The organism is Paraburkholderia fungorum, assembly GCF_046027215.1.
GTDB classification, from domain to species: Bacteria; Pseudomonadota; Gammaproteobacteria; order Burkholderiales; family Burkholderiaceae; genus Paraburkholderia; species Paraburkholderia fungorum_D.
Window position 1 is genome coordinate 1,069,910 of record NZ_JAQQEN010000001.1, and the last position, 22,237, is coordinate 1,092,146.

Genomic DNA, 22,237 nt, shown 5'->3' on the forward strand with positions numbered 1-22,237 from the left:
GCTCGCGCGGAAGGCGCAAGCCGTGTTCGGGTGCCGCGGACCGGGGCCTTGAAATTCAGACCGCGTCGCGTTTGATGGCCCACTTGTCGCTGGCGGGCGGTTGATAGCCCTGCACCTTGTCGATCAGCGCCACCGGATCGGCATCCACTTGCAGGATGTCGAAATAGGTTTGCCCCATGAAGCCTTCGTCGACCGTGTGCTGAAGCATATTGATCAGCGGGTCATAGAAGCCGTCGATATTCAGCAATGCCACAGGCTTCTGGTGATAGCCGAGTTGGGCCCACGTGTAGACCTCGAACAGTTCTTCGAGCGTGCCCGCGCCGCCAGGCATCGCGACGAACGCGTCGGACAGGTCAGCCATCATCTTCTTGCGATGATGCATGTCGGGCACCACGTGCAGTTCGGTCAGGCCGTGATGGCTGAGTTCCTTATTGACCAGCAGCTCGGGAATCACGCCGATCGCGCGACCGCCTTCGGCCATGACCGTATCGGCGATCACGCCCATCAGCCCCACCTTGCCGCCGCCATAGACAAGCGCGAGATCGGCTTGCACCAGCGCGCGGCCGAATGCTTGCGCGGCTTCGGCGTACAACGGTTTGGCTCCGTCGGAGGAGCCGCAATACACACACACCGACTTCATGCTCAGACACCCTTCGGTTCGTTACGGGGCGCGGCGCCTTCCTTGGGCGGCAGGTAGTCGTAGAACTCGCGCTTGGGCAGCTTGCCGGAGACGAGGTCATCGAAAAGCTGCCGCGAGCGGCCGCGCAGATAAGGCGCCATCAGCGACACGATTTGCACGCTCACCTGATGCAACTCGGCCTGAATCGCTTCCTGTTCGTTGTACTTGCGCGGATTCATCACGAACTGATACGACAGCCAGTACGTGCCGATCACGCCGACGTTGGTCGCGATCACGTGCAGCTCTTCGGGCGTGGCAACCATTTCGCCATCCGCCACCAGTTGCTCGCAGAACTGGCTCGCAAAGCGCACCTTGTGGCTGATAATCTGCTTGAAGTGTGTCTCGAGCGTACGGTTGCGCGCCAGCAGATCGTTCAGGTCGCGATACAGAAAACGGTAGCGCCACGTGAAATCGACCATGTACTGCAGATACGACCACATTTCGTCGATGGTCGCGCGATGGTCGTCGGGGAAACGCAGACGCTTTTCGATCTCCTGCTCGAACTGGCTGAAGATGCTGTTGATGATGTCGTCTTTGTTGCGGAAGTGGTAGTACAGGTTGCCTGGACTGATTTCCATTTCCTCGGCGATCGTCGTCGTGGTGACGTTCGGCTCGCCGATTTCGTTGAACAGTTTCAACGACAGTTCGAGAATCCGTTCGCGGGTGCGGCGGGGAGGTTTGGCTTCCATGTCGTCCGGCCCTGGTTACGCCGGACTGGGCGCATAGCGGCGTGCCGCTCTAGCGTGATCCACCCGGACGCGGTTGGTATATTGAGCGCCCCCAAACCTGTTGCTGCGCGACAGGCTCCTCGAAAGGCAAAAAAACCTGGGACGGCCCAGTGTTTTTCCGTGAAGCTATCGGACGATTATAAACCGAGCGTTCTAATACCAAGCGGATAGTCTGGGTTTTCATTGTCTGGACCGTCGGCAAGCGGCGCCGCGCGTGCGTTACAGCCACGCCTTGATCCAGTGCACGACCAGCGGTCCGACGAGCAGCCCCCATGTCATCAGACACATGCCGAGCGCGACCATCACGGCCGCGCTGCCGAGATCCTTGGCACGCCGCGACAGTTCGTGGCGTTCGAGCGAAATGCGGTCGATCGCCGCCTCGACGCTCGAATTCAGCAATTCGACGATCAGCACCAGCAGGACCGAGCCGAGCAGCAACACCCGCGAGACGGGCTCGACCGGCACCAGCACGCCGCAGGGAATCAGAATCGCGGCGAGCGTGAGTTCCTGGCGAAACGCGCTTTCCTCGCGGATTGCCACGCGAAATCCGGCGAGCGAATTTTTCATCGCGTGCCAAGCGCGGGTCAGGCCGCGGTTGCCTTTGTATGGGTTGAACGGCAACGGGGCAAGCGGATCGTCGGGGCTGAGCGGTTCGTGAGTGTCGCTCGCGCCATTCACGCCGTTTAAACCATGCGCGTGGTGCGCATGATTCGGCGCGCCGTGCTCGCTCACGTCGTCGAATGGCTCGATGCTGGCCGCGTCGGCGTCGGTGTTGACGGCGTGCAGCGCGCCGTTCGCCGCGCGGCGCGCCACGGTGGAGTCTCGGGTTCGCATAGACGGCTCGGCGCACCGCATCACGCGGCGGCGCCTTCCTCGCTGTACGACGCGCGCGGCAACGGCTTCAGATGCGCCGCGAACTGTTCGGACGCCGCCGCCCACGAGAAGCGCTCGGCCCACGCGCGCGCATGGTCGCGATCGATCTTCAATGCTTCGAGGCAGGCTTCGCGCAGGTCTTCATGCATGGCGCCCGCGCCGCCGTCGCCCAGCACGTCGATCGGACCGGTGACCGGGTAAGCCGCGACCGGCGTGCCGCAGGCCAGCGCTTCGAGCAGCACGAGTCCGAAGGTATCGGTGCGGCTCGGGAACACGAACACGTCGGCGGCGGCATAGACCTTGGCGAGTTCGGCTTGCGTGAGTACGCCCAGGTAGTTGGCCTGCGGATAGCGCGACTTCAGTTCGGCGAGCGCCGGGCCTTCGCCGGCGACCCATTTCGAGCCGGGCAGGTCGAGCTTCAGAAAGGCCTCGACGTTCTTCTCAACCGCTACGCGCCCGACGTACAGAAAGATCGGCCGCGCAGTGTTGAGCACTTTCGAGTCCATCTGGTGAAAGATGTCGAGGTCGACGCCTCGCGTCCAGAGCACGACATTCGTGAAGCCGAATTTTTCGAGGTCGGCCTTGACCACCGGCGTGGGCGCCATGACGGCCAGCGACGGCTTGTGGAACCAGTGCAGAAACTTGTAGGTCGCGGCGAGCGGAATGCCGAAGCGTGCCTGCACGTACTCCGGGAAGCGCGTGTGATAAGCGGTCGTGAAGGGCAGTTTGTGCTGGATCGCGTAGGCGCGCGCGGCCATGCCGAGCGGGCCTTCGGTAGCGATATGCAGCGCGTCCGGCGCGAACTCGTCGATCCGCTGACGCAGCTTGCGGCGCGGCAGCAGCGACAGGCGAATCTCAGGATAGGTCGGGCAGGGAATCGTCTTGAATTCGAGCGGTGTGAGCAGATCGACGCGATGGCCGAGCGCGGTGAGCTCGCGCGTGGTGTTTTTAAGCGTGCGTACGACACCATTGACCTGCGGTTCCCATGCATCGGTGACGATCATGATCTTCATCGGTTTTGGCCCAATAGAAGTTAAGAGGGACTACGCGGTCGCCCGGGCCTTTTGCACGCTTTCTTCCGGTGCGCGCATCACGGTCCAGTAGATCACCTTGAGTTCGCCTTCATACGTCTCGACTAGCGCCGACAGACTTTCGACCCAGTCGCCGTCATTGCAATACAGCACGCCGTCGATCTCGCGGATCTCGGCTTTGTGGATGTGCCCGCACACCACGCCGTCGCAGCCGCGGCGACGTGCTTCGTCGGTCATCACGCGTTCGAACGAGGAGATGAAATTCACCGCGTTCTTGACCTGATGCTTCAGGTACTGCGATAGCGACCAGTACGGAAAGCCGAGCCGGCTACGGATGCGGTTGAACCAGCGGTTCAGGACCAGGATCATCGTGTAGAGCGTGTCGCCGAGATACGCGAGCCACTTGGCGTGCTGGATCACGCCGTCAAACAGATCGCCATGCACGATCCATAGCCGCTTGCCGGCGAGCGTCGTGTGAAACGCTTCGCCGCGCACGTGGATGTCGCCGAATGCGAGGTCGCAGAACTGCCGCGCGGCTTCGTCGTGATTGCCGGGTACGTAGATGACCTGGGTGCCTTTGCGTGCTTTGCGCAGCACCTTCTGCACGACGTCGTTGTGCGCCTGTGGCCAGTACCAGCCTTTTTTCAACTGCCAGCCGTCGATGATGTCGCCGACCAGGTACAGGTATTCCGATTCGTTGTGACGCAGGAAGTCGAGCAGATAGGGCGCCTGGCAGCCGCTCGAGCCAAGGTGGACGTCGGACAGCCAGATGGTGCGGTAGCGGTGCGGTTCGGCGTGATCGTCGTCGTGATGGCCGGCGTGTGCGTCGATTGGCAAGGACGGCACAGGCAGCGGCAAGCCGTGACTATGGTTGGGTTCCGGACGGAACGCGACGGGGTCGACGCTCGGGCCGGTCTGGCGGAACAGGGAAGTCGCGGACGTATTGGGGTCCATGGCTCACGCGTCGAGTTGCGGTGCCCGTATTGCGCCAGTCGCGCGTGACTGTGCCGTGACAGTCACAAGAAGTTCTTATTACTCGGGGAAAGCGCAAGGCGGGAGCGAGGGACACTGCGGCCAAGCGGGCGCACACCGCAGGCACGGCGGCGCGCATGGCGGGACGGCTGCGCGGCTCAGCGCGCGACGTTGATTACGCGGGTACCGGCGAGGCGGTCGTGCGGAAACTGACGCTGCGGATCGAAGCGGCCGGTGGCGGCCCACAGCACGAACCAGACGCCGGCGATCGCGAGAGTTTGCGGTACGGACAGGCCGAGCAACGGATGCAGTGCGAGCGGCGGCAAAAACCACAGCCAGGCGAGCACGTAACGAACGATGGCGCGGCCGGTGGAAAGCGGTGCGCCATCAGCGGCGACGACACGCAAGCGCCACGTTTTCATCGGCAGGGTCTGGCCGCTGTGAGTCCAGAACCAGACAAAGTACAGACCGACGACGAAACCGATCCATGTCGCCAGAATGTTGTGATGGGTCAGGCCGTTGCGCTGCTGCGTCAACGTGCTGAACAGATAGCCGGCGATGAACACCACGCCGAACAGGATCACGGCTTCATAGAGCAGCGCGGCGAGACGCCGACGAATAGTGGGTGCGGTGCCGGATGCGTCGGCAGGCAGGGCGGAGGAAGTGGCGAGTGGCTGGGACACAGTCGGACCGGTTCAGGAGCCGTTGAAGATCGACGGCGCCTCGGCCGGCGAAACCGGCACCGGCGTGGCGGGCACGAAGCTGCCGGCGGCGGGAATCGCGGGCGCCGCGGGCAGTGCTGGGCCCGGCAACGACGCGCCGGCTGCGGCGCTCACCGCCACGGCGCCACTCGCGCTGTGTTCGCGGGCATTGACCAGGCGGTCGAGGCCCTTGATTTCACTCTTGCCGGACGGCGGCGCGCTGACCACGCTTGGCCGCCGTTTGCGTTCGCTCGCGGCGAGCCGCTCCTTCTGCTCTTCAGGCAACTGCTGGTAAGCCTTCCACGCATTCTGGCGGGCTTCGCGCGGCAACTCCTTCGAAACCTGGTAGTTTTCGCGTGCCACGCGCCGCTGGTCGGGCGTCATGCGGACCCATTCGGCCATGCGCTCATGCAGCCGCTTTTGCGCATCAGGCGATAACTTCGGATAACGCGACGCGATCTTGATCCATTTGCGCTTGCGTTCGTCGCTGAACGAATCCCACTGGGCGGCGAATGGCGCGAGCGCGACGTGCTCGGCGGAGGTCAGGCGCGACCACGCCATGGGACTCGTGTTGTCGGACAGGCCCGGCAGTTCGACGGCGAGAGTTGGGGCGGGCGCTTTCGCGGTTGCGACGCCGGCGGCAGGCGCGCTGACGGGCGACGAACTCGGATAAAAGCGCGGATAGGTCGCGGCGAACGACACGAGGGCTGCGATTGCGCATCCGAATACAACGGCCAAGCCGCGCTTGTAACTCACCCGAAGGATCTCCCGCTCAGTGGCCGCGCGATAGGTACGCGTTAAAACCGTGGTCGAGATAGGCATCGAGCGGCAGGTCGTCACTCAGCATCGCGGCGTCGATATCGGCGAGTTCAGCCGTGCGCTGCTGGTCTTGCCAGTAGGCAATGCCCACGAGGCTCACGACCAGCGCCACGAGCGGCCACGCCAGCGCGAAGCGGCGCAGCGGCGAACGGCGGCGCGGGGCTTCGGGCTGCGGCATGGCCGGCATGCCGGCACCGGCGAAGGCCGGCACGAACACGGGCGCGCTCACGGTGTCAGGCTTCTTGCGGGCAAGCGCGGCGCGGCGCGCCACGGCGAGTCGGTCGACGGTGGCGGACGGAATACTGGCAGCGGTTTCGTCGAGCGCGCGGCGCACCTGGCGGGCGAACTCGAGTTCTTTGGTTTCGAGGGAGCTCATAGCGTGATTCCTTTAGCCTTGAGCGCTTGCGCCAGCGTGTGGGTGGCCCGCGAGCAGTGCGTTTTCACACTGCCTTCGGAGCAGCCCATCGCGGCGGCAGTCTCGGCGACATCCATATCTTCCCAATAACGCATGAGAAACGCCTCCCGTTGACGTGCCGGTAACTTTTGGATCTCGTCGTCGATTGACTGTAAGACCTGTTCGCGTTCGAGTTTCTGTTCGTTGCTTTCTGAGCCCGCTGAACCTTGCTGCGCCTCGAATGTTTCGAGGGGGTCGAATTCGTCGTCATCGGGGTTGCCGAGCGAGGAGAACAGACTAACCCAAGTATTGCGCACTTTCTGCCGACGAAAATAGTCGTGCATCGCATTCTGGAGAATACGCTGAAACAGAAGCGGCAGTTCAGCGGCCGGACGGTCGCCGTATTTTTCGGCGAGCTTGATCATCGCGTCCTGCACGATGTCCAGCGCGGCGTCGTCGTCCCGCACGGCGTAGACCGTCTGCTTGAATGCGCGCCTTTCGACGCCCGCCAGAAAGTCGGCGAGTTCCTTGTCTGATGCCATCCGTTGGGGGTCGGCGCAGCGAGCGTGCGCGTAATCGGTCGAAAAATGTCGTAAAACTCGCGGATGCTAACAAACTTTTGCGCCCCTGGGGCGAAACGTGATCCGCCTTGCGTCTCAATAACAGGCTTTCGGTCAAATATGAGATTGAGGGGCAGGGCGCGACGGCAATATTTGCTTGACCGCGCGAGTTTCTGCAGATATCTTCGCTGGTTCGCAACATAAGTGAGTTGTCTCAATTGAGGTGTGGCCCAAGAAGCTCACCTGTCAACTGGACGCGCCGCTTGAACCCGAGCCACAAGCCCGGCAGAGAGCACCCGATCAATTTTTTGCCGAAAATTCGAAAGGTGAATAAATGAATATGCCCAGCGCGGAATTCTCCACGTCGGATACGACACCCCATCCTGAAGCTGACTCTATCGGCGCCACCGTGCTCATGAAGGCACTGGCCGACGAAGACGTCGAGTTTGTGTGGGGCTATCCCGGCGGCTCGGTACTCTACATTTACGACGAGCTGTACAAGCAGGACAAATTCCAGCACGTCCTCGTGCGTCATGAGCAGGCTGCGGTTCACGCCGCCGACGCGTATTCGCGTTCCACCGGCAAAGTCGGTGTCTGCCTCGTGACCTCCGGCCCCGGCGTCACCAATGCGGTGACCGGTATCGCCACCGCGTATATGGATTCGATCCCGATGGTGGTGATCAGCGGCCAGGTGCCGACTGCCGCGATCGGCCAGGATGCATTCCAGGAGTGCGACACGGTCGGCATCACGCGTCCCTGCGTGAAGCACAACTTCCTCGTGAAGGACGTGCGCGATCTCGCCGCTACCGTCAAGAAAGCTTTCTACATCGCCCGTACCGGCCGTCCCGGCCCGGTGCTGATCGATATTCCGAAAGACGTCTCGAAGGCGCCCTGCCAGTACGAACCGCTCAAGACTATTTCGCTGCGCTCGTATAACCCGGTGACCAAGGGACACTCCGGCCAGATTCGCAAGGCGGTCGCCTTGTTGCTGTCGGCCAGGCGTCCTTATATCTACACCGGCGGCGGCATCATCCTCGCGGACGCATCGCGTGAGCTGAACCAGTTCGCCGATCTGCTCGGCTATCCCGTCACCAACACGTTGATGGGGTTGGGCGGCTATCGCGCGAGCGACAAGAAATTCCTCGGCATGCTCGGCATGCATGGCACGTACGAAGCCAACATGGCCATGCAGCACTGCGACGTGCTGATCGCCATCGGTGCGCGCTTCGACGACCGCGTGATCGGCGACCCGGCGCACTTCGCGTCGCGTCCGCGCAAGATCATCCATATCGATATCGATCCTTCCTCCATCTCCAAGCGCGTCAAGGTCGACATTCCGATCGTCGGCGACGTGAAGGAAGTGCTGAAGGAGCTGATCGAGCAGTTGCAAACGGCCGAGCACGGTCCGGACACCGCGGCGCTCGCCGACTGGTGGAAGGACATCGAAGCCTGGCGCGCGAAAGACTGCCTGAAGTTCGACCGCAAGAGCGACATCATCAAGCCGCAGTACGTGGTGGAAAAGGCGTGGGAACTGACCGACGGCAATGCCTTCGTGTGTTCCGACGTCGGCCAGCACCAGATGTGGGCGGCGCAGTTCTACCGCTTCAACAAGCCGCGCCGCTGGATCAATTCCGGCGGTCTCGGCACGATGGGTTTCGGCCTGCCGGCGGCGATGGGCGTGAAGATGGCACACCCGGACGACGACGTGCTCTGTATCACGGGCGAAGGGTCGATCCAGATGTGTATCCAGGAACTCTCCACCTGCAAGCAGTACGAGACGCCGGTGAAGATCATTTCGCTGAACAACCGCTATCTGGGCATGGTGCGCCAGTGGCAGCAGATCGAATACAGCAAGCGCTATTCGCATTCGTACATGGACGCGCTGCCGGATTTCGTGAAGCTCGCTGAAGCATACGGTCACGTCGGCATGCGCATCGAGCGCACGGCGGACGTCGAGCCGGCGCTGAAAGAAGCGTTGCGCCTGAAAGATCGCACGGTGTTTCTCGATTTCCAGACCGATCCGACCGAAAACGTCTGGCCGATGGTTCAGGCCGGCAAGGGCATCACCGAGATGCTCATGGGTTCGGAAGATCTATAACGACCGCTTCTGACGCCGGCTTCGTCAGGCACGCCTTCACAAAAGGCGAACGCGGTCGAGGCGGCGCGAAACGGCCCGCATACATCGATACATCGACATCTGGAAGAAGCGAAACATGAGACACATTATTTCCGTCCTGCTGGAAAACGAACCGGGCGCGTTATCACGCGTGGTGGGGCTCTTCTCCGCACGCGGCTACAACATTGAAACCTTGACGGTGGCTCCGACCGAAGACCGTTCGCTGTCGCGCATGACCATCGTCTCCATTGGCTCGGACGACGTGATCGAACAGATCACGAAGCATCTGAACCGCCTGATCGAGGTGGTGAAAGTGGTCGACCTTACCGAGGGCGCCCACATCGAGCGCGAGCTGATGTTGATCAAGGTGAGGGCGGTCGGCAAGGAGCGTGAGGAGATGAAACGGATGTCGGATATTTTCCGCGGCCGCATCATCGACGTCACCGAAAAGACCTACACGATCGAACTGACGGGCGCTAGCGAGAAGCTCGATGCCTTCATCGAAGGGATCGACGCCACCGCGATTCTCGAAACCGTCCGTACCGGCGGCTCGGGTATTGGCCGCGGCGAGCGCATTCTGAAGGTTTGACGCGCGAGCTCATCTACCGTTAGATACCGTGCTGATCGAGGCCGGGCAGTGCCCACACGAACCCGGCCATGCAACACAACATTCGCAGTATTTGTATTTCACTGATTTCACCGAATTTAGCCAAGGAACCGACATGAAAGTTTTCTACGACAAGGACGCCGACCTCTCCCTCATCAAGGGCAAGCAAGTCACCATCATCGGCTATGGCTCGCAAGGCCATGCGCACGCGCTGAACCTGAGCGAAAGCGGCGTGAAGATCACGGTCGGTCTGCGCAAGGGCGGCGCATCGTGGAGCAAGGCTGAGAACGCTGGCCTGCAAGTCAAGGAAGTGGCGGAAGCCGTCAAGGGCGCTGACGTTGTGATGATGCTGCTGCCGGACGAGCAGATCGCCGACGTGTACGCGAAGGAAGTGCACGCCAACATCAAGCAAGGCGCAGCGCTGGCATTCGCGCACGGCTTCAACGTGCACTACGGCCAGGTGATTCCGCGCGCCGACCTCGACGTCATCATGATCGCGCCGAAGGCCCCGGGCCACACGGTTCGCGGTACGTACTCGCAAGGTGGCGGTGTGCCCCACCTGATCGCAGTTGCGCAAGACAAGTCGGGCGCAGCACGTGACATCGCTTTGTCGTACGCGGCAGCGAACGGCGGCGGCCGTGCCGGCATCATCGAAACGAACTTCCGCGAAGAAACGGAAACCGACCTGTTCGGCGAACAAGCCGTGCTGTGCGGCGGTACCGTCGACCTGATCAAGGCCGGCTTCGAAACGCTGGTGGAAGCGGGTTACGCGCCGGAAATGGCGTACTTCGAATGCCTGCACGAACTGAAGCTGATCGTCGACCTGATCTATGAAGGCGGCATCGCGAACATGAACTACTCGATTTCGAACAACGCCGAATACGGCGAGTACGTGACGGGTCCGCGCATCGTGACGGCTGAAACGAAGAAGGCGATGAAGGCCGTGCTGACCGACATTCAAACCGGCGAGTACGCAAAGAGCTTCATCATCGAAAACAAGGCCGGCGCACCGACGCTGCAATCGCGCCGCCGTCTGACGGCTGAGCATCAGATCGAAACAGTGGGTGCAAAGCTGCGCTCGATGATGCCGTGGATCGCTGCGAACAAGCTGGTCGATCAGTCGAAGAACTAAGGCAGTTTTGCCGCCTCTGACCGGTGCGGCGCACCGCCGCGGGTGCCGGTAATGCAAAAAGCCGTCCAAGGGTGCTGAACCCTGGGCGGCTTTTGCTATCCTACGGTTTTACGTGCGACACGCACGCTCGTGTCCGGGTCGTCCCCAACGTAAGGGGACATCGACTAGCGGCATCAGGAGGGCGTCCTTATGAGCCCAACCGACCGCGAAAGTGCAATGTGAGGCCTCACGAAGCCTCGTAGCCTTTGCACTTCTTGTAACGAAGCGATCTCGGTATGGGTATGCCGGGCATCGCTATAAGCGATGACTGGCGTGCCGTACTTCTCCGGCCATCGCATTGCATTGACCTGATTACCGTCAGGTTCCGCCCAATCAGCGGCTTCACCTCCGCTGACAAAGCGGAGTGGAGTATGTAATTCCCGCGCCTTCGGGCAACGGTTTCGTTATGAGAATACGAGCGCAAGCTCGGTGTGTCATTGTTCGACCTCGACAGCCACTTATGTCGAGGGTAGTGAACCTGCTGTACGACCAGCAGTAGCCTAGGAAGACATGCGTCACTGGTAACGGTGGGGTGTGAAGCTCTTCCAACAATGTAGCCTTCGGATGTATCGAGCGAGTGAACGCCGTGAGGTGTTTGCTTGGAGACTCCAAACAGCAAAGGGGTTGAGGCGCTAGGCTGGCTGATACGGTTAACGGAAGTGAACTGCTGATAAACCTCGTAAGTAGGACGGTGCCAAAGCTGCTGACAGGCATCAACCAAACGGTGTGCGGTCGGATAACCCGCTGTAAATTCGGGTTACGTCGTCATCGGACCGCCGGGGAATAGGCAGAACCTAAGTCGGTCGTGTGACATGCCGGGAACGTGGTAAGCCTGTATGGTTGCCGGCCGCAGTTTGGCTGGCAGGCGAACCGTGAGGGACGCTGTTGATTGTGCAGGTATGGGATGACGGAAAAAGCGAAAGCCGGTCTGTAACGGATCGGATAGGGGTTGAGACATTACCCCACGCGAAAGCGGGCAGACTTCCGTCTGGTCTACCGTCGCAAGATGGCTGACTGGCCCTTTAGCTGAAAAAGTGATTGCCGGTGGCTCCTTAGTCATCAGCGTATGTTTTTAACCCCCTTGCGGGAGCAGATCGCTCCCGCAAGGGGTGATCTGTTCTCCGCTTGGGATTCACTTCTTCGAGTAGGAGAGCAGCATGAAAGTATCTGGTCGAAAGACCGGATCTGCGCTCTCCCACGCGCCTGACAATTGGTACGCCGTAGATTGGCGTCGGGTTGAACGGAACGTGAGAGGGATGCAGATTCGAATTGCGAAGGCGACGCGGGACAACGACTGGCGCAGGGTGAAGGCCTTGCAACGGATGTTGACCCGCACGTTGTCCGCGAAGTTGTATGCGGTACGACGTGTTACGCAGAATCAGGGTGCGCGAACGGCTGGAGTCGATCGCGAACTTTGGGACTCGCCTGAGAGCCGATGGCTTGCTGTCGGCAGGTTGAAGCGGCGTGGATATAAGCCTCTGCCTTTACGGAGAGTCTTTATTCCCAAGGCCAATGGGAAGGAACGTCCTCTGGGCATTCCGACCATGCGGGACAGGGCGATGCAAGCTTTGTATCTGCTGGCCTTGGAGCCGGTGTCGGAATCGACGAGCGACCCGAACTCTTACGGGTTCAGGTTAAACCGCTCGACGGCCGACGCTATGTCACAGATTTTCGTTGCCATGTCCCAGAAGGGCTCTGCTCGCTGGGTGCTGGAAGCGGATATCAAAGGCTGCTTTGACCACATCAACCATGACTGGCTGGAAACCCACGTCCCAATGGACAAGGAAATCCTGCGGAAATGGCTGAAAGCTGGCCTGATTTACAAGGGGCAGCTTCAGGCGACTGAGGCCGGTACGCCACAAGGAGGAATCATTTCTCCGACGCTGGCGAATGTGACGCTGAACGGGCTGGAGCGAGAACTGCTGGCGCACCTTAGTGCGAAGTTTGGGATCGCAAAAGCCAACAAGCTTAAAGTCAATGTAGTGCGGTACGCGGACGACTTCGTGATCACCGGTGACTCGCAAGAGCTGCTGGAGCACGAGGTTAGGCCTTGGGTGGAGGCATTCCTTGCTGTTAGAGGGTTGCAGCTATCGGAGGAGAAAACGCGGATCACACACATTGACCAAGGCTTCGATTTCCTGGGGTGGAATTTCCGTAAATACTCGGAGGTGCTACTCATCAAGCCGAGCAAGAAGAACGTACAAACGTTCTATCGCAAGGTGGCGGATACGATCAGCGGTCACAAGACGGTGAAGCAGGAGAATCTGATTCGACTGCTGAACCCGATGCTACGGGGCTGGGCGCAGTATCACAGTCCTGTGGTCGCCAAAGAGGCATACAGCCGCATGGAGTCTTTGATTTTCCGGAGGCTTTGGCGGTGGTCGACGAGGCGGCACCTGAACAAGAGCGCCGAATGGGTGAAAAAGAAATACTTTCACTCGGAGGGCAATCGACACTGGGTGTACGCCGTTCCTGTAGCTCGTGACGACGGTGGTAAGGGGTTGCTTAGCCTGTACCAGCTCAGCGGTACGGAAATTAAGCGGCACAGAAAGGTCAAAGGAGCATTTAATCCCTTTGATCCTGAGTGGGAGCAGTACGGCGAACAGTTGCGACAGGCGCGCATGGAACACTCAATGCGTTACCGGAAGCAATGGGTTTCGCTGTATATGTCGCAGGACGGGCTTTGCTCGCACTGCGGTTGTGCCCTGACAAAAGAGACCGGCTGGCATGACCACCATCTAGAGTATCGGATGCATGGTGGCACGGACGCTCTTTCGAACAGGGTTCTGCTTCACCCGCACTGCCATCAGCAGGTGCACGCAGGTAAAATTGCGGTAACTAAGCCGGCCCGGTCCTAAGTCCGGGCTTTGTTTGTAGATTTGAGCCGTATGCGGGGAAACTCGCACGTACGGTTCTTAGGGGGCCCTTCTTCCGCGAGGAAGGGGGGCTACCCTCCAAAAATACAGAAGCCATCCATGAATTACCCTCATCCGATCATCGCGCGAGAAGGCTGGCCGTTCATCGCCATCGCGGCCGTCGTAGCATTGTTGGTGCATGCCTTCGCGGGGTTCGGCTTTGCTTGGCTGTTCTGGCTGATCCTGATCTTCGTCGTGCAGTTCTTCCGCGATCCGGCACGTCCGATTCCCACTCAGGCAAATGCCGTGCTGTGCCCGGCCGACGGCCGTATCGTCGCAGTCGAAACCGCGCATGATCCGTATGCCAACCGTGAGGCGCTGAAAATCAGCGTGTTCATGAACGTCTTCAACGTCCACTCGCAACGCTCGCCGGTAGATGGCGCAATCTCCAAGGTCGAATATTTCCCGGGCGCGTATCTGAATGCCGCCGTGGACAAGGCTTCAACCGAAAACGAGCGCAACGCGGTGGTGATCGAAATGGCCGGCGGCCAGACGGTGACCTCGGTGCAGATCGCCGGCTTGATCGCGCGGCGCATTCTTTGCTACGTTCGAACGGGTGAGCCGCTCACGCGCGGTCAACGATATGGTTTTATCCGTTTTGGCTCGCGTGTCGACGTGTATCTGCCGGTGGGCAGCCGTCCGCGTGTGTCGATCGGTGAGAAGGTTTCCGCGTCGTCCACGATCCTCGCTGAACTATAAAGCGGCACACAGGAGGTTTTCCGAATGGCCGCATTCAAACCGCGTCGACCCCGCAACAGCGGACCGCTTCCGCGTCCGTTCCGCCGCAACAAGCCGATGGTGGCGGAGTCGGCAGTCGATAGCCGGCGCGCGCAGCGTCAGCAATTCCTGAGAAAGCGCGGCATCTATCTGCTGCCGAACGCGTTCACCACGGCAGCGCTCTTCTGCGGCTTCTTTGCGGTGGTGCAGGCAATGAACGTGCGCTTCGAAGTCGCGGCGATCGCGATTTTCGTGGCGATGGTGCTCGACGGCATGGACGGCCGCGTCGCTCGCATGACGCATACGCAAAGCGCGTTCGGCGAACAGTTCGACAGTCTTTCGGACATGGTGTCGTTCGGCGTCGCTCCGGCGCTGGTGATGTACGAGTGGATCCTGAAAGATCTCGGCCGCTGGGGCTGGCTCGCGGCGTTCGTCTACTGCTCGGGGGCGGCGTTGCGTCTGGCGCGCTTCAACACGAACATCGGCGTGGTCGACAAGCGTTTCTTCCAGGGTATGCCGAGTCCGGCCGCGGCGGCGCTGATCGCCGGCTTCGTGTGGCTCGCCACCGATAACCGCGTGCCGCTCAAGCTGGTGTGGCTGCCGTGGGTCGCGTTCGTGCTGACCATCTATGCCGGCGTGACGATGGTGTCCAACGCGCCGTTCTACAGCGGCAAGGCGCTCGACGTGCGGCATCGCGTGCCATTCGGCGTGATTCTGCTGGTGGTGGTTGCGTTCGTGCTGGTGTCGTCCGATCCGCCGCTGATGCTGTTCGGCCTGTTCGTGCTGTACGGTCTGTCGGGCTATGTGTTCTGGGGCTACCAGGCGCTGCGGGGCCGGGCGAATCCGGCCCGGTCGGCTGAGCGGGACAGATGATCCGGAGGGTTGCGCCGCGTATCGGCAAACTGAAAAACGGCGGCCTGCGGGCTGCCGTTTTTCGTTGTGCGGTCGTTGTTTGAGGGCACCTGCCGGCAAGCGTCGCGCTAATTGCACGATGCTGGGAATGCCGCTATAGTCGTCGGATGAACGCGTTCCCGCTCCTCTTTCAGGCTGAGCAAGAGCCTCGGCAAGCTGGCGGGCCACTCGGCCTGCTAGCGCTAGCGCGTCTACCGCGCTGATCGGTTTTCGCCCTCCGTCTGCCTCGTCTATGGTTTAGCGTCGCCAGCGGTGGCGCAAACACCCGAATTCCAATATCCGATCCCCACATTTGAACGACTCCCCAGGAGACCCGCCATGGCAGACAAACTGATCATATTCGACACAACCTTGCGCGACGGCGAACAATCGCCCGGCGCGTCGATGACGAAAGAAGAAAAAATCCGCATCGCCAAGCAACTTGAACGCATGAAAGTGGACGTGATCGAAGCGGGTTTTGCCGCCAGCTCGAACGGCGACTTCGATTCGATCCACACCATCGCGGGGCTGATCAAGGACAGCACGGTCTGCTCGCTGGCTCGCGCGAACGACAAAGACATCCAGCGCGCCGCCGACGCGCTCAAGCCCGCTGATCACTTCCGTATCCATACGTTTATCGCCACGTCGCCATTGCATATGGAGAAGAAGCTGCGCATGACGCCGGATCAGGTGTTCGAGCAGGCGAAGCTGGCGGTGCGTTTCGCACGCAAGTTCACGGACGACGTCGAATTTTCACCGGAAGACGGCAGCCGTTCTGACATGGATTTCCTGTGCCGCGTGCTGGAAGCGGTGATTGCCGAAGGCGCGACCACCATCAACATCGCGGACACGGTCGGCTACGGCGTGCCGGAACTCTACGGCCAGCTGGTGAAGACGCTGCGCGAGCGCATCCCCAACTCGCACAAAGCGGTGTTCTCCGTGCATTGCCATAACGACCTCGGCATGGCGGTCGCGAACTCGCTGGCCGGTGTGCAGATCGGCGGCGCGCGTCAGGTCGAGTGCACGATCAACGGTCTCGGCGAGCGTGCGGGCAATACGTCGCTCGAGGAGATCGTGATGGCCGTGAAAACGCGCAAGGATTATTTCGGCCTCGATATCGGTCTCGACACGACGCAGATCGTGCCGGCGTCGAAACTGGTCTCGCAGATCACCGGCTTCGTCGTGCAGCCGAACAAGGCGGTCGTGGGCGCGAACGCATTTGCGCATGCGTCGGGCATTCACCAGGACGGTGTGCTGAAAGCGCGCGATACGTACGAAATCATGCGTGCCGAAGACGTGGGCTGGAGCGCGAACAAGATCGTGCTCGGCAAGTTGTCGGGCCGCAATGCGTTCAAGCAACGTCTGCAGGAACTGGGTATCGCGCTCGATAGCGAAGGCGAACTGAACACCGCGTTCGCGCGCTTCAAGGAACTGGCCGACCGCAAGTCGGAAATTTTCGACGAAGACATCATCGCGATCGTGACCGAGGAATCGGCTGAGGCGCAGGAAAGGGAGCACTACAAGTTTCTGTCGCTGTCGCAGCATTCGGAAACTGGCGAGCAGCCGCACGCGAAAATCGTGTTCTCGGTCGAAGGCAAGGAAGTGACCGGCGAAGCGCGCGGCAATGGTCCGGTGGACGCCACGCTCAATGCGATCGAAACGGAAGTCGGCAGCGGCTCGGAATTGCTGCTGTATTCGGTGAACGCGATTACCACCGGCACACAGGCGCAGGGCGAAGTTACCGTGCGGCTGTCGCGGAGCGGGCGGATTGTCAACGGCGTGGGCACCGATCCGGATATCGTCGCGGCTTCCGCGAAGGCGTATATCTCGGCGCTGAACAAGCTGCATTCGAACTTCGACAAGTTGAATCCGCAACGTTCGGAATGAACGTAGGCGCGGTGGCGCCGCTGGCGCGCCTGAATCGATGAGGTTGTGCGAAGCCCTGTGCGCTGACAAGCACAGGGCTTTGTTTTTTGCGCTGCGGACGCTCAGAACAGGCTGCGCCGATCTGGATCGTGCAACGGATCAGGCGTTTTCTGCGTGAGCCGCACAATGCCCTGATCGTCGAAGTAAAAGCTGTACATCATGTACCAGACGTTGTCTTCGAGATAACGGTACGTCCAGACCTCGCGCTTCATCAGCGGGAAGTACGAGGTTTCGACCGGGCGGCCGAAATTGACGAGCACGTCGCTCTTGGTCCATTTGCCGATTTCCGCCCGGTAGAATTCGTTGGGCTGCAGGACCTGGCGGACGTTGACGATTTTGCCGGCCGCGTCGATATCGGCGGCGGTGGTGAATTCGCCCATCGGTTGGGTCGGCCACATCAGCCGCTTGCCGCCGTTGGGCAAATCGTAGCTTTCGCGTGGCGCGCCCAGTTTCGCGACGATGGTCGATTCGTCAGCTCCCGCCTGAAATTGCTGCCACGGCTGCGCGCAGCCTGCCAGCATCAGTGCGCTCATGCACACGAGCGCTGCGCGGCGCAGGCGGCTGGCGGGCGGTGTTCCGATCGAGGCCGCCGTAGTAGGGTGGCGGTAGAACATGAATTCCTCCGATGGCATTTGAATAGCGGTTTTTTCATCGAGACGCATTATTTTGACACGGGCCGAGGCAAAAGATTTGCGCTTCGTAAAAGGCTCTAAGTCAGTAAGTAACGGACTGGCCGGCTTGCTTATTCCGTCTCGCGCGTCCTATGATCCGCGCTTCGACCAATCAAGCGGGGCAATCACGATGGCGAAGTGGCAACGCGCGGCAGCAGCGGCGCTGGCAGCGATTTCGATGGCCGCGACGGCTTACGCCGCGGAAACGGCGAGCGGCAGTGCGGCAGGCAAGCCGGCCAGTAAGCTAATCCAGTTGGCATTGATTGAGGGCATGTCCGGCCCGTTCGCAAACGCCGGCGCGGCGGTGGAGCGCAATCTGCGCTTTGGCGTCGAGCAGGTGAATGCCCACGGCGGAGTGAAGCTGGCCGACGGCGCGCACCCGCTCGAACTGGTCGTGCTGGACAGCAAGGGCAGCACCGAAGAAGCGCTCGTGCAACTGCGTGCGGCCGCTGACCGGCACATCGGCTACATCATGCAAGGCAACAGTTCCGCGGTCGCCGCGGCGCTGATCGGCGCGATCGACAAGCAGAACAGTCGCGAGCCCGATAACCGCGAGGTGTTTCTCAACTATTCCGCCGACGACCCCGCGCTGACCAATGCGAATTGCAGCTTCTGGCACTTTCGCTTCGACGCGCACGCGGGCATGCGTATGGACGCGCTCGCGGATGTGATCCAGCGCGACGCCTCGGTGAAGAAGGTGTATCTGCTGAACCAGGACTACAGCTTCGGCCACGATGTCAGCAGCCTCGCGCGTTCGGCGCTGGCGACGAAGCGCCCGGATATCGCCGTGGTCGGGGACGAGTTTCATCCGATCGGCCGGGTGAAGGATTTTGCGCCGTACATCGCAAAGATTCGCGCAAGCGGGGCGGATGCGGTCATCACGGGCAACTGGGGCAACGACCTGACGCTGCTGGTCAAGGCAGCAAGAGAGCAAGGGCTCGATACCCGGTTCTACACGTTCTACGGAAATAGTCTCGGCGCGCCGGCGGCGCTGGGGGACGCCGGCGTCAAGCACGTGATCGCGGTGGCCGACTGGCATCCGAACGTCGGTGGCGCGGCCTCCGACGCCTGGTACACCGCCTTTCGCGCCCGCTTCCCGGCCGCGCAGGACGACTACCCGGTGCTGCGTATGTCGCTGATGATCGAAACCCTCGCTGCGGCGATGAATCGCGTCGGCAGTGCCGATCCCGCGGCTGTTGCCAGGGCGCTGGAAGGAATCAGATTCGATAACGGCTTTCATGCGTCCTGGATGCGCGCCGATGACCATCAGCTGATCCAGCCCCTTTACGTGATGGAAATGGACAAGGCTGGCACGCGAGGCGTGCATTTCGACAACGAAGGCTCCGGATTTGGCTTCCGGACCGTGCTGGCATTGCCGGCGGAGCGGACTGTACCGTCGACCGTCTGCAAGATGAAACGGCCATGAAGTCCCTATCAAGGGAGGCTGGCGCCGCCACGATTCACCCCCGGCACAGCAGGGTTCGCGGCCGGATTGGGCTGTGCTACAATATGCGTCCCGTTGTAAAGCATGGCATGTAAATGCACACGGGTAACCCACGGCACGGCCTTTCTTCCGTGACCGCCTGTCTGGTTCTTAAGGAAATCGACATGTCCGCAGTTGAAACAAGCAAGAAGTCCGAAGTCGTTGCGCAATTTGCACGCGCAGCTAACGACACCGGCTCCCCCGAAGTTCAGGTCGCGCTGCTCACGACCCGCATCAACGAACTGACCGTTCACTTCAAGGCACACACGAAAGATCACCACAGCCGCCGCGGTCTGCTGCGCATGGTGAGCCGCCGTCGTAAGCTGCTCGACTACCTGAAAGGTAAGGACGCGGATCGTTACCGCGCACTGATCGAGAAGCTGGGTCTGCGTAAGTAATCGGCCAGTCGTTCAGCAAGATGCCTGTGTCAGTTCCACTGATACAGGCATTTTGTTTTTGCACGGTGCGCTTCATGTGATGCGCGCCGCCTGTCAGCCGCGGTAGCGTGATGATTCATGCGGCGGTTAGCGGGAAAAAGGCAGTAAGAAAGCAGAAAAAAAGCAGTAGAAGAGAGTAATACAGAGAGCAATACGGCCGTGCTTCAGGGCAGAGCTTTGTGTCATTCCAGCGGTTCGCGCGCGCAGAGCGTGGTTCTCTGGAATGGCATAACACTACTCTTCCCCTGTGGCGCCGGTCCTGGCGTTGCCGCGCCGCTTCTGGTCCGCGCGGCCAAACGATGAGGAAAGACAATGACTATGTTCAATAAGATCGTCAAAGAATTTAAGTGGGGACAACATAACGTTCGCCTCGAAACGGGCGAAATCGCTCGTCAGGCAAGCGGTGCCGTGATCGTCGACGTCGAAGATACGGTTGTGCTGGCTACTGTGGTCGGCGCCAAGACTGCCAAGCCGGGTCAGGACTTCTTTCCGCTGACCGTCGATTACCTCGAAAAGACCTACGCAGCAGGCAAGATCCCCGGTGGCTTCTTCCGCCGCGAAGGCCGTCCGTCGGAAGGTGAAACGCTGATTTCGCGCCTGATCGATCGCCCGCTGCGCCCGCTGTTCCCGGAAGGCTTCTACAACGAAGTCCAGGTCGTGATCCACGTCCTGTCGCTGAATCCGGAAATCCCCGCTGACATCCCCGCGCTGATCGGCGCGTCGGCGGCGCTCGCTATTTCCGGCCTGCCGTTCAACGGCCCGGTCGGCGCAGCACGCGTGGCCTACATCAACAACGAATACGTGTTGAACCCAACGCGTCCGCAAATGAAGGAATCGGCGCTCGACCTGATCGTCGCCGGTACGGAGCGCGCGGTGCTGATGGTGGAATCGGAAGCGCAGCAACTGAGCGAAGAAGTGATGCTCGGCGGCGTGGTGTTCGGTCACGAGCAAATGCAGATCGCGATCGATGCGATCCATGAACTGGTTCGCGAAGGCGGCAAGCCGGAATGGGACTGGAAGCCGGCTGCGAAGAACGAGCCGCTGATCGCCCGCGTGTCGGAACTGGCCCAAGCCGAACTGCTTGCAGCGTATCAAATCCGCGACAAGCAGGCGCGTTCGACCAAGCTGAAGGAAGTCTACGCAGCAACGTCGGCCAAGCTGGAAGAAGACGCCGCGGCAGCCGGCACGGTTGCGGCGGACAAGGCGACCGTCGGCAACGTGTTGTTTGACATCGAAGCAAAGATCGTCCGTACGCAGATCCTGAACGGCGAGCCGCGTATCGACGGCCGTGACACGCGCACCGTGCGCCCGATCGAAATCCGTACCGGCGTGCTGCCGCGTACGCACGGCTCAGCGTTGTTTACGCGTGGCGAAACCCAGGCGCTGGTGGTCGCAACGCTGGGCACCAAGGGCGACGAGCAGAACATCGACGCGCTCGAAGGCGAGTACCGCGAACGCTTCATGCTTCACTACAACATGCCTCCGTTCGCGACCGGCGAAACGGGCCGCGTCGGTTCGCCGAAGCGCCGTGAAATCGGTCACGGCCGTCTGGCCAAGCGCGCGCTGGCTGCGTGCCTGCCGAGCGCTGACGAATTCGGCTACTCGATTCGCGTCGTGTCGGAAATCACCGAATCGAACGGTTCGTCGTCGATGGCTTCGGTGTGCGGCGGCTGCCTCGCGCTGATGGACGCCGGCGTGCCGATGAAGGCGCACGTTGCCGGTATCGCCATGGGCCTGATCCTCGAAGGCAACCGTTTTGCGGTGCTGACGGACATCCTCGGCGACGAAGATCACCTCGGCGACATGGATTTCAAGGTGGCGGGTACGGAGCAAGGCGTGACCGCGCTGCAGATGGACATCAAGATTCAGGGCATTACCAAGGAAATCATGCAGGTCGCCCTCGCGCAAGCGAAGGAAGGCCGTATGCACATCCTCGGCAAGATGACCTCGGCTGTGTCGGGCGCGAATACAGTGCTGTCGGACTACGCACCGCGCATGATCACCATCAAGATCAATCCGGAAAAGATCCGCGATGTGATCGGCAAGGGTGGTTCGGTGATCCGCGCGCTGACCGAAGAAACCGGCACGACGATCGATATCTCGGACGACGGCGTCGTCACCATCGCCAGCACCAGCAGCGAAGGCATGGCCGAAGCGAAGAAGCGTATCGAGAACATCACGGTGGAAGTCGAAGTGGGCCAGGTGTACGAAGGCACCGTGCTCAAGCTGCTCGACTTCGGCGCGATCGTGAACATCCTGCCGGGCAAGGATGGTCTGCTGCACATCTCCGAAATCGCCAACAAGCGTATCACGGACATCAACGACTACCTGAAGGAAGGTCAGCAGGTGAAGGTCAAGGTCATCCAGACGGACGAAAAGGGTCGTGTGCGTTTGTCGGCCAAGGCGTTGCTGAATGACGCCGCGAACGGCGCGCCGCAAGGCGAACCGACGCCGCAGTAATGCGGTAGCAGGGCGACGGCCGGCAGCGCGAATGCGCGCCGGCCGTTTTTCATGAAAGCTACAGAGTGGATTGCATTGCAAACGGG

20 protein-coding genes are annotated in these 22,237 nt (G+C 60.9%); 10 read left to right on the top strand and 10 right to left on the bottom strand.

Annotation, left to right across the window (positions count from 1 at the left end; translation table 11 throughout):
* Positions 1-55: 55 nt before the first annotated feature.
* The 9 genes from PQR27_RS04800 to PQR27_RS04840 all read right to left on the bottom strand — a co-directional run bounded on the left by PQR27_RS04800 (position 56) and on the right by PQR27_RS04840 (position 6,739).
* Complete coding sequence (locus PQR27_RS04800) at positions 56-640, bottom strand: LOG family protein (protein WP_408522576.1); 585 nt, start codon at positions 638-640, stop codon at positions 56-58.
* A gap of 2 nt (positions 641-642) precedes the next feature.
* Entirely contained in the window at positions 643-1,368 is a 726-nt protein-coding gene (locus PQR27_RS04805) for a TetR/AcrR family transcriptional regulator (RefSeq protein ID WP_408522577.1), read from the bottom strand.
* Between the two features lie 258 nt (positions 1,369-1,626).
* Complete coding sequence (locus PQR27_RS04810; RefSeq protein WP_408522578.1) at positions 1,627-2,241, bottom strand: diacylglycerol kinase; 615 nt, start codon at positions 2,239-2,241, stop codon at positions 1,627-1,629.
* 20 nt (positions 2,242-2,261) lie between these two features.
* Positions 2,262-3,293 carry a glycosyltransferase family 4 protein gene (locus PQR27_RS04815; RefSeq protein WP_408522579.1) on the bottom strand — a complete coding sequence of 344 codons (1,032 nt, stop codon included), beginning with the start codon at positions 3,291-3,293 and terminating at the stop codon, positions 2,262-2,264.
* Positions 3,294-3,323: 30 nt separating this feature from the next.
* Positions 3,324-4,265, bottom strand: coding sequence for a UDP-2,3-diacylglucosamine diphosphatase (locus PQR27_RS04820; RefSeq protein ID WP_408522580.1), 942 nt, complete (start codon positions 4,263-4,265; stop codon positions 3,324-3,326).
* A gap of 176 nt (positions 4,266-4,441) precedes the next feature.
* Positions 4,442-4,966 (bottom strand): RDD family protein, encoded by a 525-nt coding sequence (locus PQR27_RS04825; RefSeq protein WP_408522581.1) that lies wholly within the window; start codon positions 4,964-4,966, stop codon positions 4,442-4,444.
* A gap of 12 nt (positions 4,967-4,978) precedes the next feature.
* Positions 4,979-5,740: a DUF3106 domain-containing protein gene (locus tag PQR27_RS04830; protein WP_408522582.1), complete on the bottom strand. Its 762-nt coding sequence runs from the start codon at positions 5,738-5,740 to the stop codon at positions 4,979-4,981.
* Positions 5,741-5,756: 16 nt separating this feature from the next.
* Positions 5,757-6,179, bottom strand: coding sequence for a DUF3619 family protein (locus PQR27_RS04835; RefSeq protein ID WP_408522583.1), 423 nt, complete (start codon positions 6,177-6,179; stop codon positions 5,757-5,759).
* Positions 6,176-6,739, bottom strand: coding sequence for an RNA polymerase sigma factor (locus PQR27_RS04840; RefSeq protein ID WP_408522584.1), 564 nt, complete (start codon positions 6,737-6,739; stop codon positions 6,176-6,178). The genes PQR27_RS04835 and PQR27_RS04840 overlap by 4 nt, the downstream gene beginning before the upstream one ends.
* Before the next feature lie 352 nt (positions 6,740-7,091).
* Here PQR27_RS04840 and PQR27_RS04845 point away from each other — a divergent pair, with 352 nt between their 5' ends.
* From PQR27_RS04845 to PQR27_RS04875, 7 genes are all read left to right on the top strand, one after another.
* Entirely contained in the window at positions 7,092-8,855 is a 1,764-nt protein-coding gene (locus PQR27_RS04845; protein ID WP_408522585.1) for an acetolactate synthase 3 catalytic subunit, read from the top strand.
* 115 nt (positions 8,856-8,970) lie between these two features.
* On the top strand, positions 8,971-9,462 hold the full coding sequence (gene ilvN, locus PQR27_RS04850) for an acetolactate synthase small subunit (RefSeq protein WP_117338215.1): 492 nt from the start codon (positions 8,971-8,973) through the stop codon (positions 9,460-9,462).
* Between the two features lie 133 nt (positions 9,463-9,595).
* Complete coding sequence (gene ilvC / locus PQR27_RS04855) at positions 9,596-10,612, top strand: ketol-acid reductoisomerase (protein WP_408522586.1); 1,017 nt, start codon at positions 9,596-9,598, stop codon at positions 10,610-10,612.
* 1,196 nt (positions 10,613-11,808) lie between these two features.
* Positions 11,809-13,509, top strand: coding sequence for a group II intron reverse transcriptase/maturase (gene ltrA / locus PQR27_RS04860; protein WP_408522587.1), 1,701 nt, complete (start codon positions 11,809-11,811; stop codon positions 13,507-13,509).
* A 117-nt stretch (positions 13,510-13,626) separates the two neighbouring features.
* Positions 13,627-14,265, top strand: a complete 639-nt coding sequence (locus tag PQR27_RS04865) for a phosphatidylserine decarboxylase (protein WP_408522588.1) — start codon at positions 13,627-13,629, stop codon at positions 14,263-14,265.
* A 24-nt stretch (positions 14,266-14,289) separates the two neighbouring features.
* On the top strand, positions 14,290-15,156 hold the full coding sequence (pssA, locus tag PQR27_RS04870) for a CDP-diacylglycerol--serine O-phosphatidyltransferase (protein ID WP_408522589.1): 867 nt from the start codon (positions 14,290-14,292) through the stop codon (positions 15,154-15,156).
* 357 nt (positions 15,157-15,513) lie between these two features.
* Positions 15,514-17,061, top strand: coding sequence for a 2-isopropylmalate synthase (locus PQR27_RS04875; RefSeq protein ID WP_408522590.1), 1,548 nt, complete (start codon positions 15,514-15,516; stop codon positions 17,059-17,061).
* Between the two features lie 101 nt (positions 17,062-17,162).
* Here the strand turns inward: PQR27_RS04875 and PQR27_RS04880 are convergent, their stop codons facing one another.
* Positions 17,163-17,714, bottom strand: a complete 552-nt coding sequence (locus tag PQR27_RS04880; RefSeq protein ID WP_408522592.1) for a hypothetical protein — start codon at positions 17,712-17,714, stop codon at positions 17,163-17,165.
* 187 nt (positions 17,715-17,901) lie between these two features.
* Between PQR27_RS04880 and PQR27_RS04885 the strand changes: the two genes are divergently transcribed.
* From PQR27_RS04885 to pnp, 3 genes are all read left to right on the top strand, one after another.
* Positions 17,902-19,197 carry a branched-chain amino acid ABC transporter substrate-binding protein gene (locus PQR27_RS04885; protein ID WP_408522594.1) on the top strand — a complete coding sequence of 432 codons (1,296 nt, stop codon included), beginning with the start codon at positions 17,902-17,904 and terminating at the stop codon, positions 19,195-19,197.
* Positions 19,198-19,379: 182 nt separating this feature from the next.
* Complete coding sequence (rpsO, locus tag PQR27_RS04890) at positions 19,380-19,652, top strand: 30S ribosomal protein S15 (protein ID WP_011487489.1); 273 nt, start codon at positions 19,380-19,382, stop codon at positions 19,650-19,652.
* A gap of 351 nt (positions 19,653-20,003) precedes the next feature.
* On the top strand, positions 20,004-22,151 hold the full coding sequence (gene pnp, locus PQR27_RS04895; RefSeq protein ID WP_408522596.1) for a polyribonucleotide nucleotidyltransferase: 2,148 nt from the start codon (positions 20,004-20,006) through the stop codon (positions 22,149-22,151).
* Positions 22,152-22,237: the final 86 nt, after the last annotated feature.

Bases quoted from the DNA above. Each gene is read 5' to 3' on its own strand.
- ilvN (WP_117338215.1), top strand. From the start codon at position 8,971: ATGAGACACATTATTTCCGTCCTGCTGGAAAACGAACCGGGCGCGTTA.
- PQR27_RS04820 (WP_408522580.1), bottom strand. From the start codon at position 4,265: ATGGACCCCAATACGTCCGCGACTTCCCTGTTCCGCCAGACCGGCCCG.
- PQR27_RS04810 (WP_408522578.1), bottom strand. From the start codon at position 2,241: ATGCGAACCCGAGACTCCACCGTGGCGCGCCGCGCGGCGAACGGCGCG.
- PQR27_RS04845 (WP_408522585.1), top strand. From the start codon at position 7,092: ATGAATATGCCCAGCGCGGAATTCTCCACGTCGGATACGACACCCCAT.
- pnp (WP_408522596.1), top strand. From the start codon at position 20,004: ATGACTATGTTCAATAAGATCGTCAAAGAATTTAAGTGGGGACAACAT.
- PQR27_RS04885 (WP_408522594.1), top strand. From the start codon at position 17,902: ATGGCGAAGTGGCAACGCGCGGCAGCAGCGGCGCTGGCAGCGATTTCG.
- PQR27_RS04880 (WP_408522592.1), bottom strand. From the start codon at position 17,714: ATGTTCTACCGCCACCCTACTACGGCGGCCTCGATCGGAACACCGCCC.
- PQR27_RS04815 (WP_408522579.1), bottom strand. From the start codon at position 3,293: ATGAAGATCATGATCGTCACCGATGCATGGGAACCGCAGGTCAATGGT.
- PQR27_RS04800 (WP_408522576.1), bottom strand. From the start codon at position 640: ATGAAGTCGGTGTGTGTGTATTGCGGCTCCTCCGACGGAGCCAAACCG.
- PQR27_RS04875 (WP_408522590.1), top strand. From the start codon at position 15,514: ATGGCAGACAAACTGATCATATTCGACACAACCTTGCGCGACGGCGAA.
- PQR27_RS04840 (WP_408522584.1), bottom strand. From the start codon at position 6,739: ATGGCATCAGACAAGGAACTCGCCGACTTTCTGGCGGGCGTCGAAAGG.
- rpsO (WP_011487489.1), top strand. From the start codon at position 19,380: ATGTCCGCAGTTGAAACAAGCAAGAAGTCCGAAGTCGTTGCGCAATTT.
- ltrA (WP_408522587.1), top strand. From the start codon at position 11,809: ATGAAAGTATCTGGTCGAAAGACCGGATCTGCGCTCTCCCACGCGCCT.
- ilvC (WP_408522586.1), top strand. From the start codon at position 9,596: ATGAAAGTTTTCTACGACAAGGACGCCGACCTCTCCCTCATCAAGGGC.
- PQR27_RS04865 (WP_408522588.1), top strand. From the start codon at position 13,627: ATGAATTACCCTCATCCGATCATCGCGCGAGAAGGCTGGCCGTTCATC.
- pssA (WP_408522589.1), top strand. From the start codon at position 14,290: ATGGCCGCATTCAAACCGCGTCGACCCCGCAACAGCGGACCGCTTCCG.
- PQR27_RS04805 (WP_408522577.1), bottom strand. From the start codon at position 1,368: ATGGAAGCCAAACCTCCCCGCCGCACCCGCGAACGGATTCTCGAACTG.
- PQR27_RS04835 (WP_408522583.1), bottom strand. From the start codon at position 6,179: ATGAGCTCCCTCGAAACCAAAGAACTCGAGTTCGCCCGCCAGGTGCGC.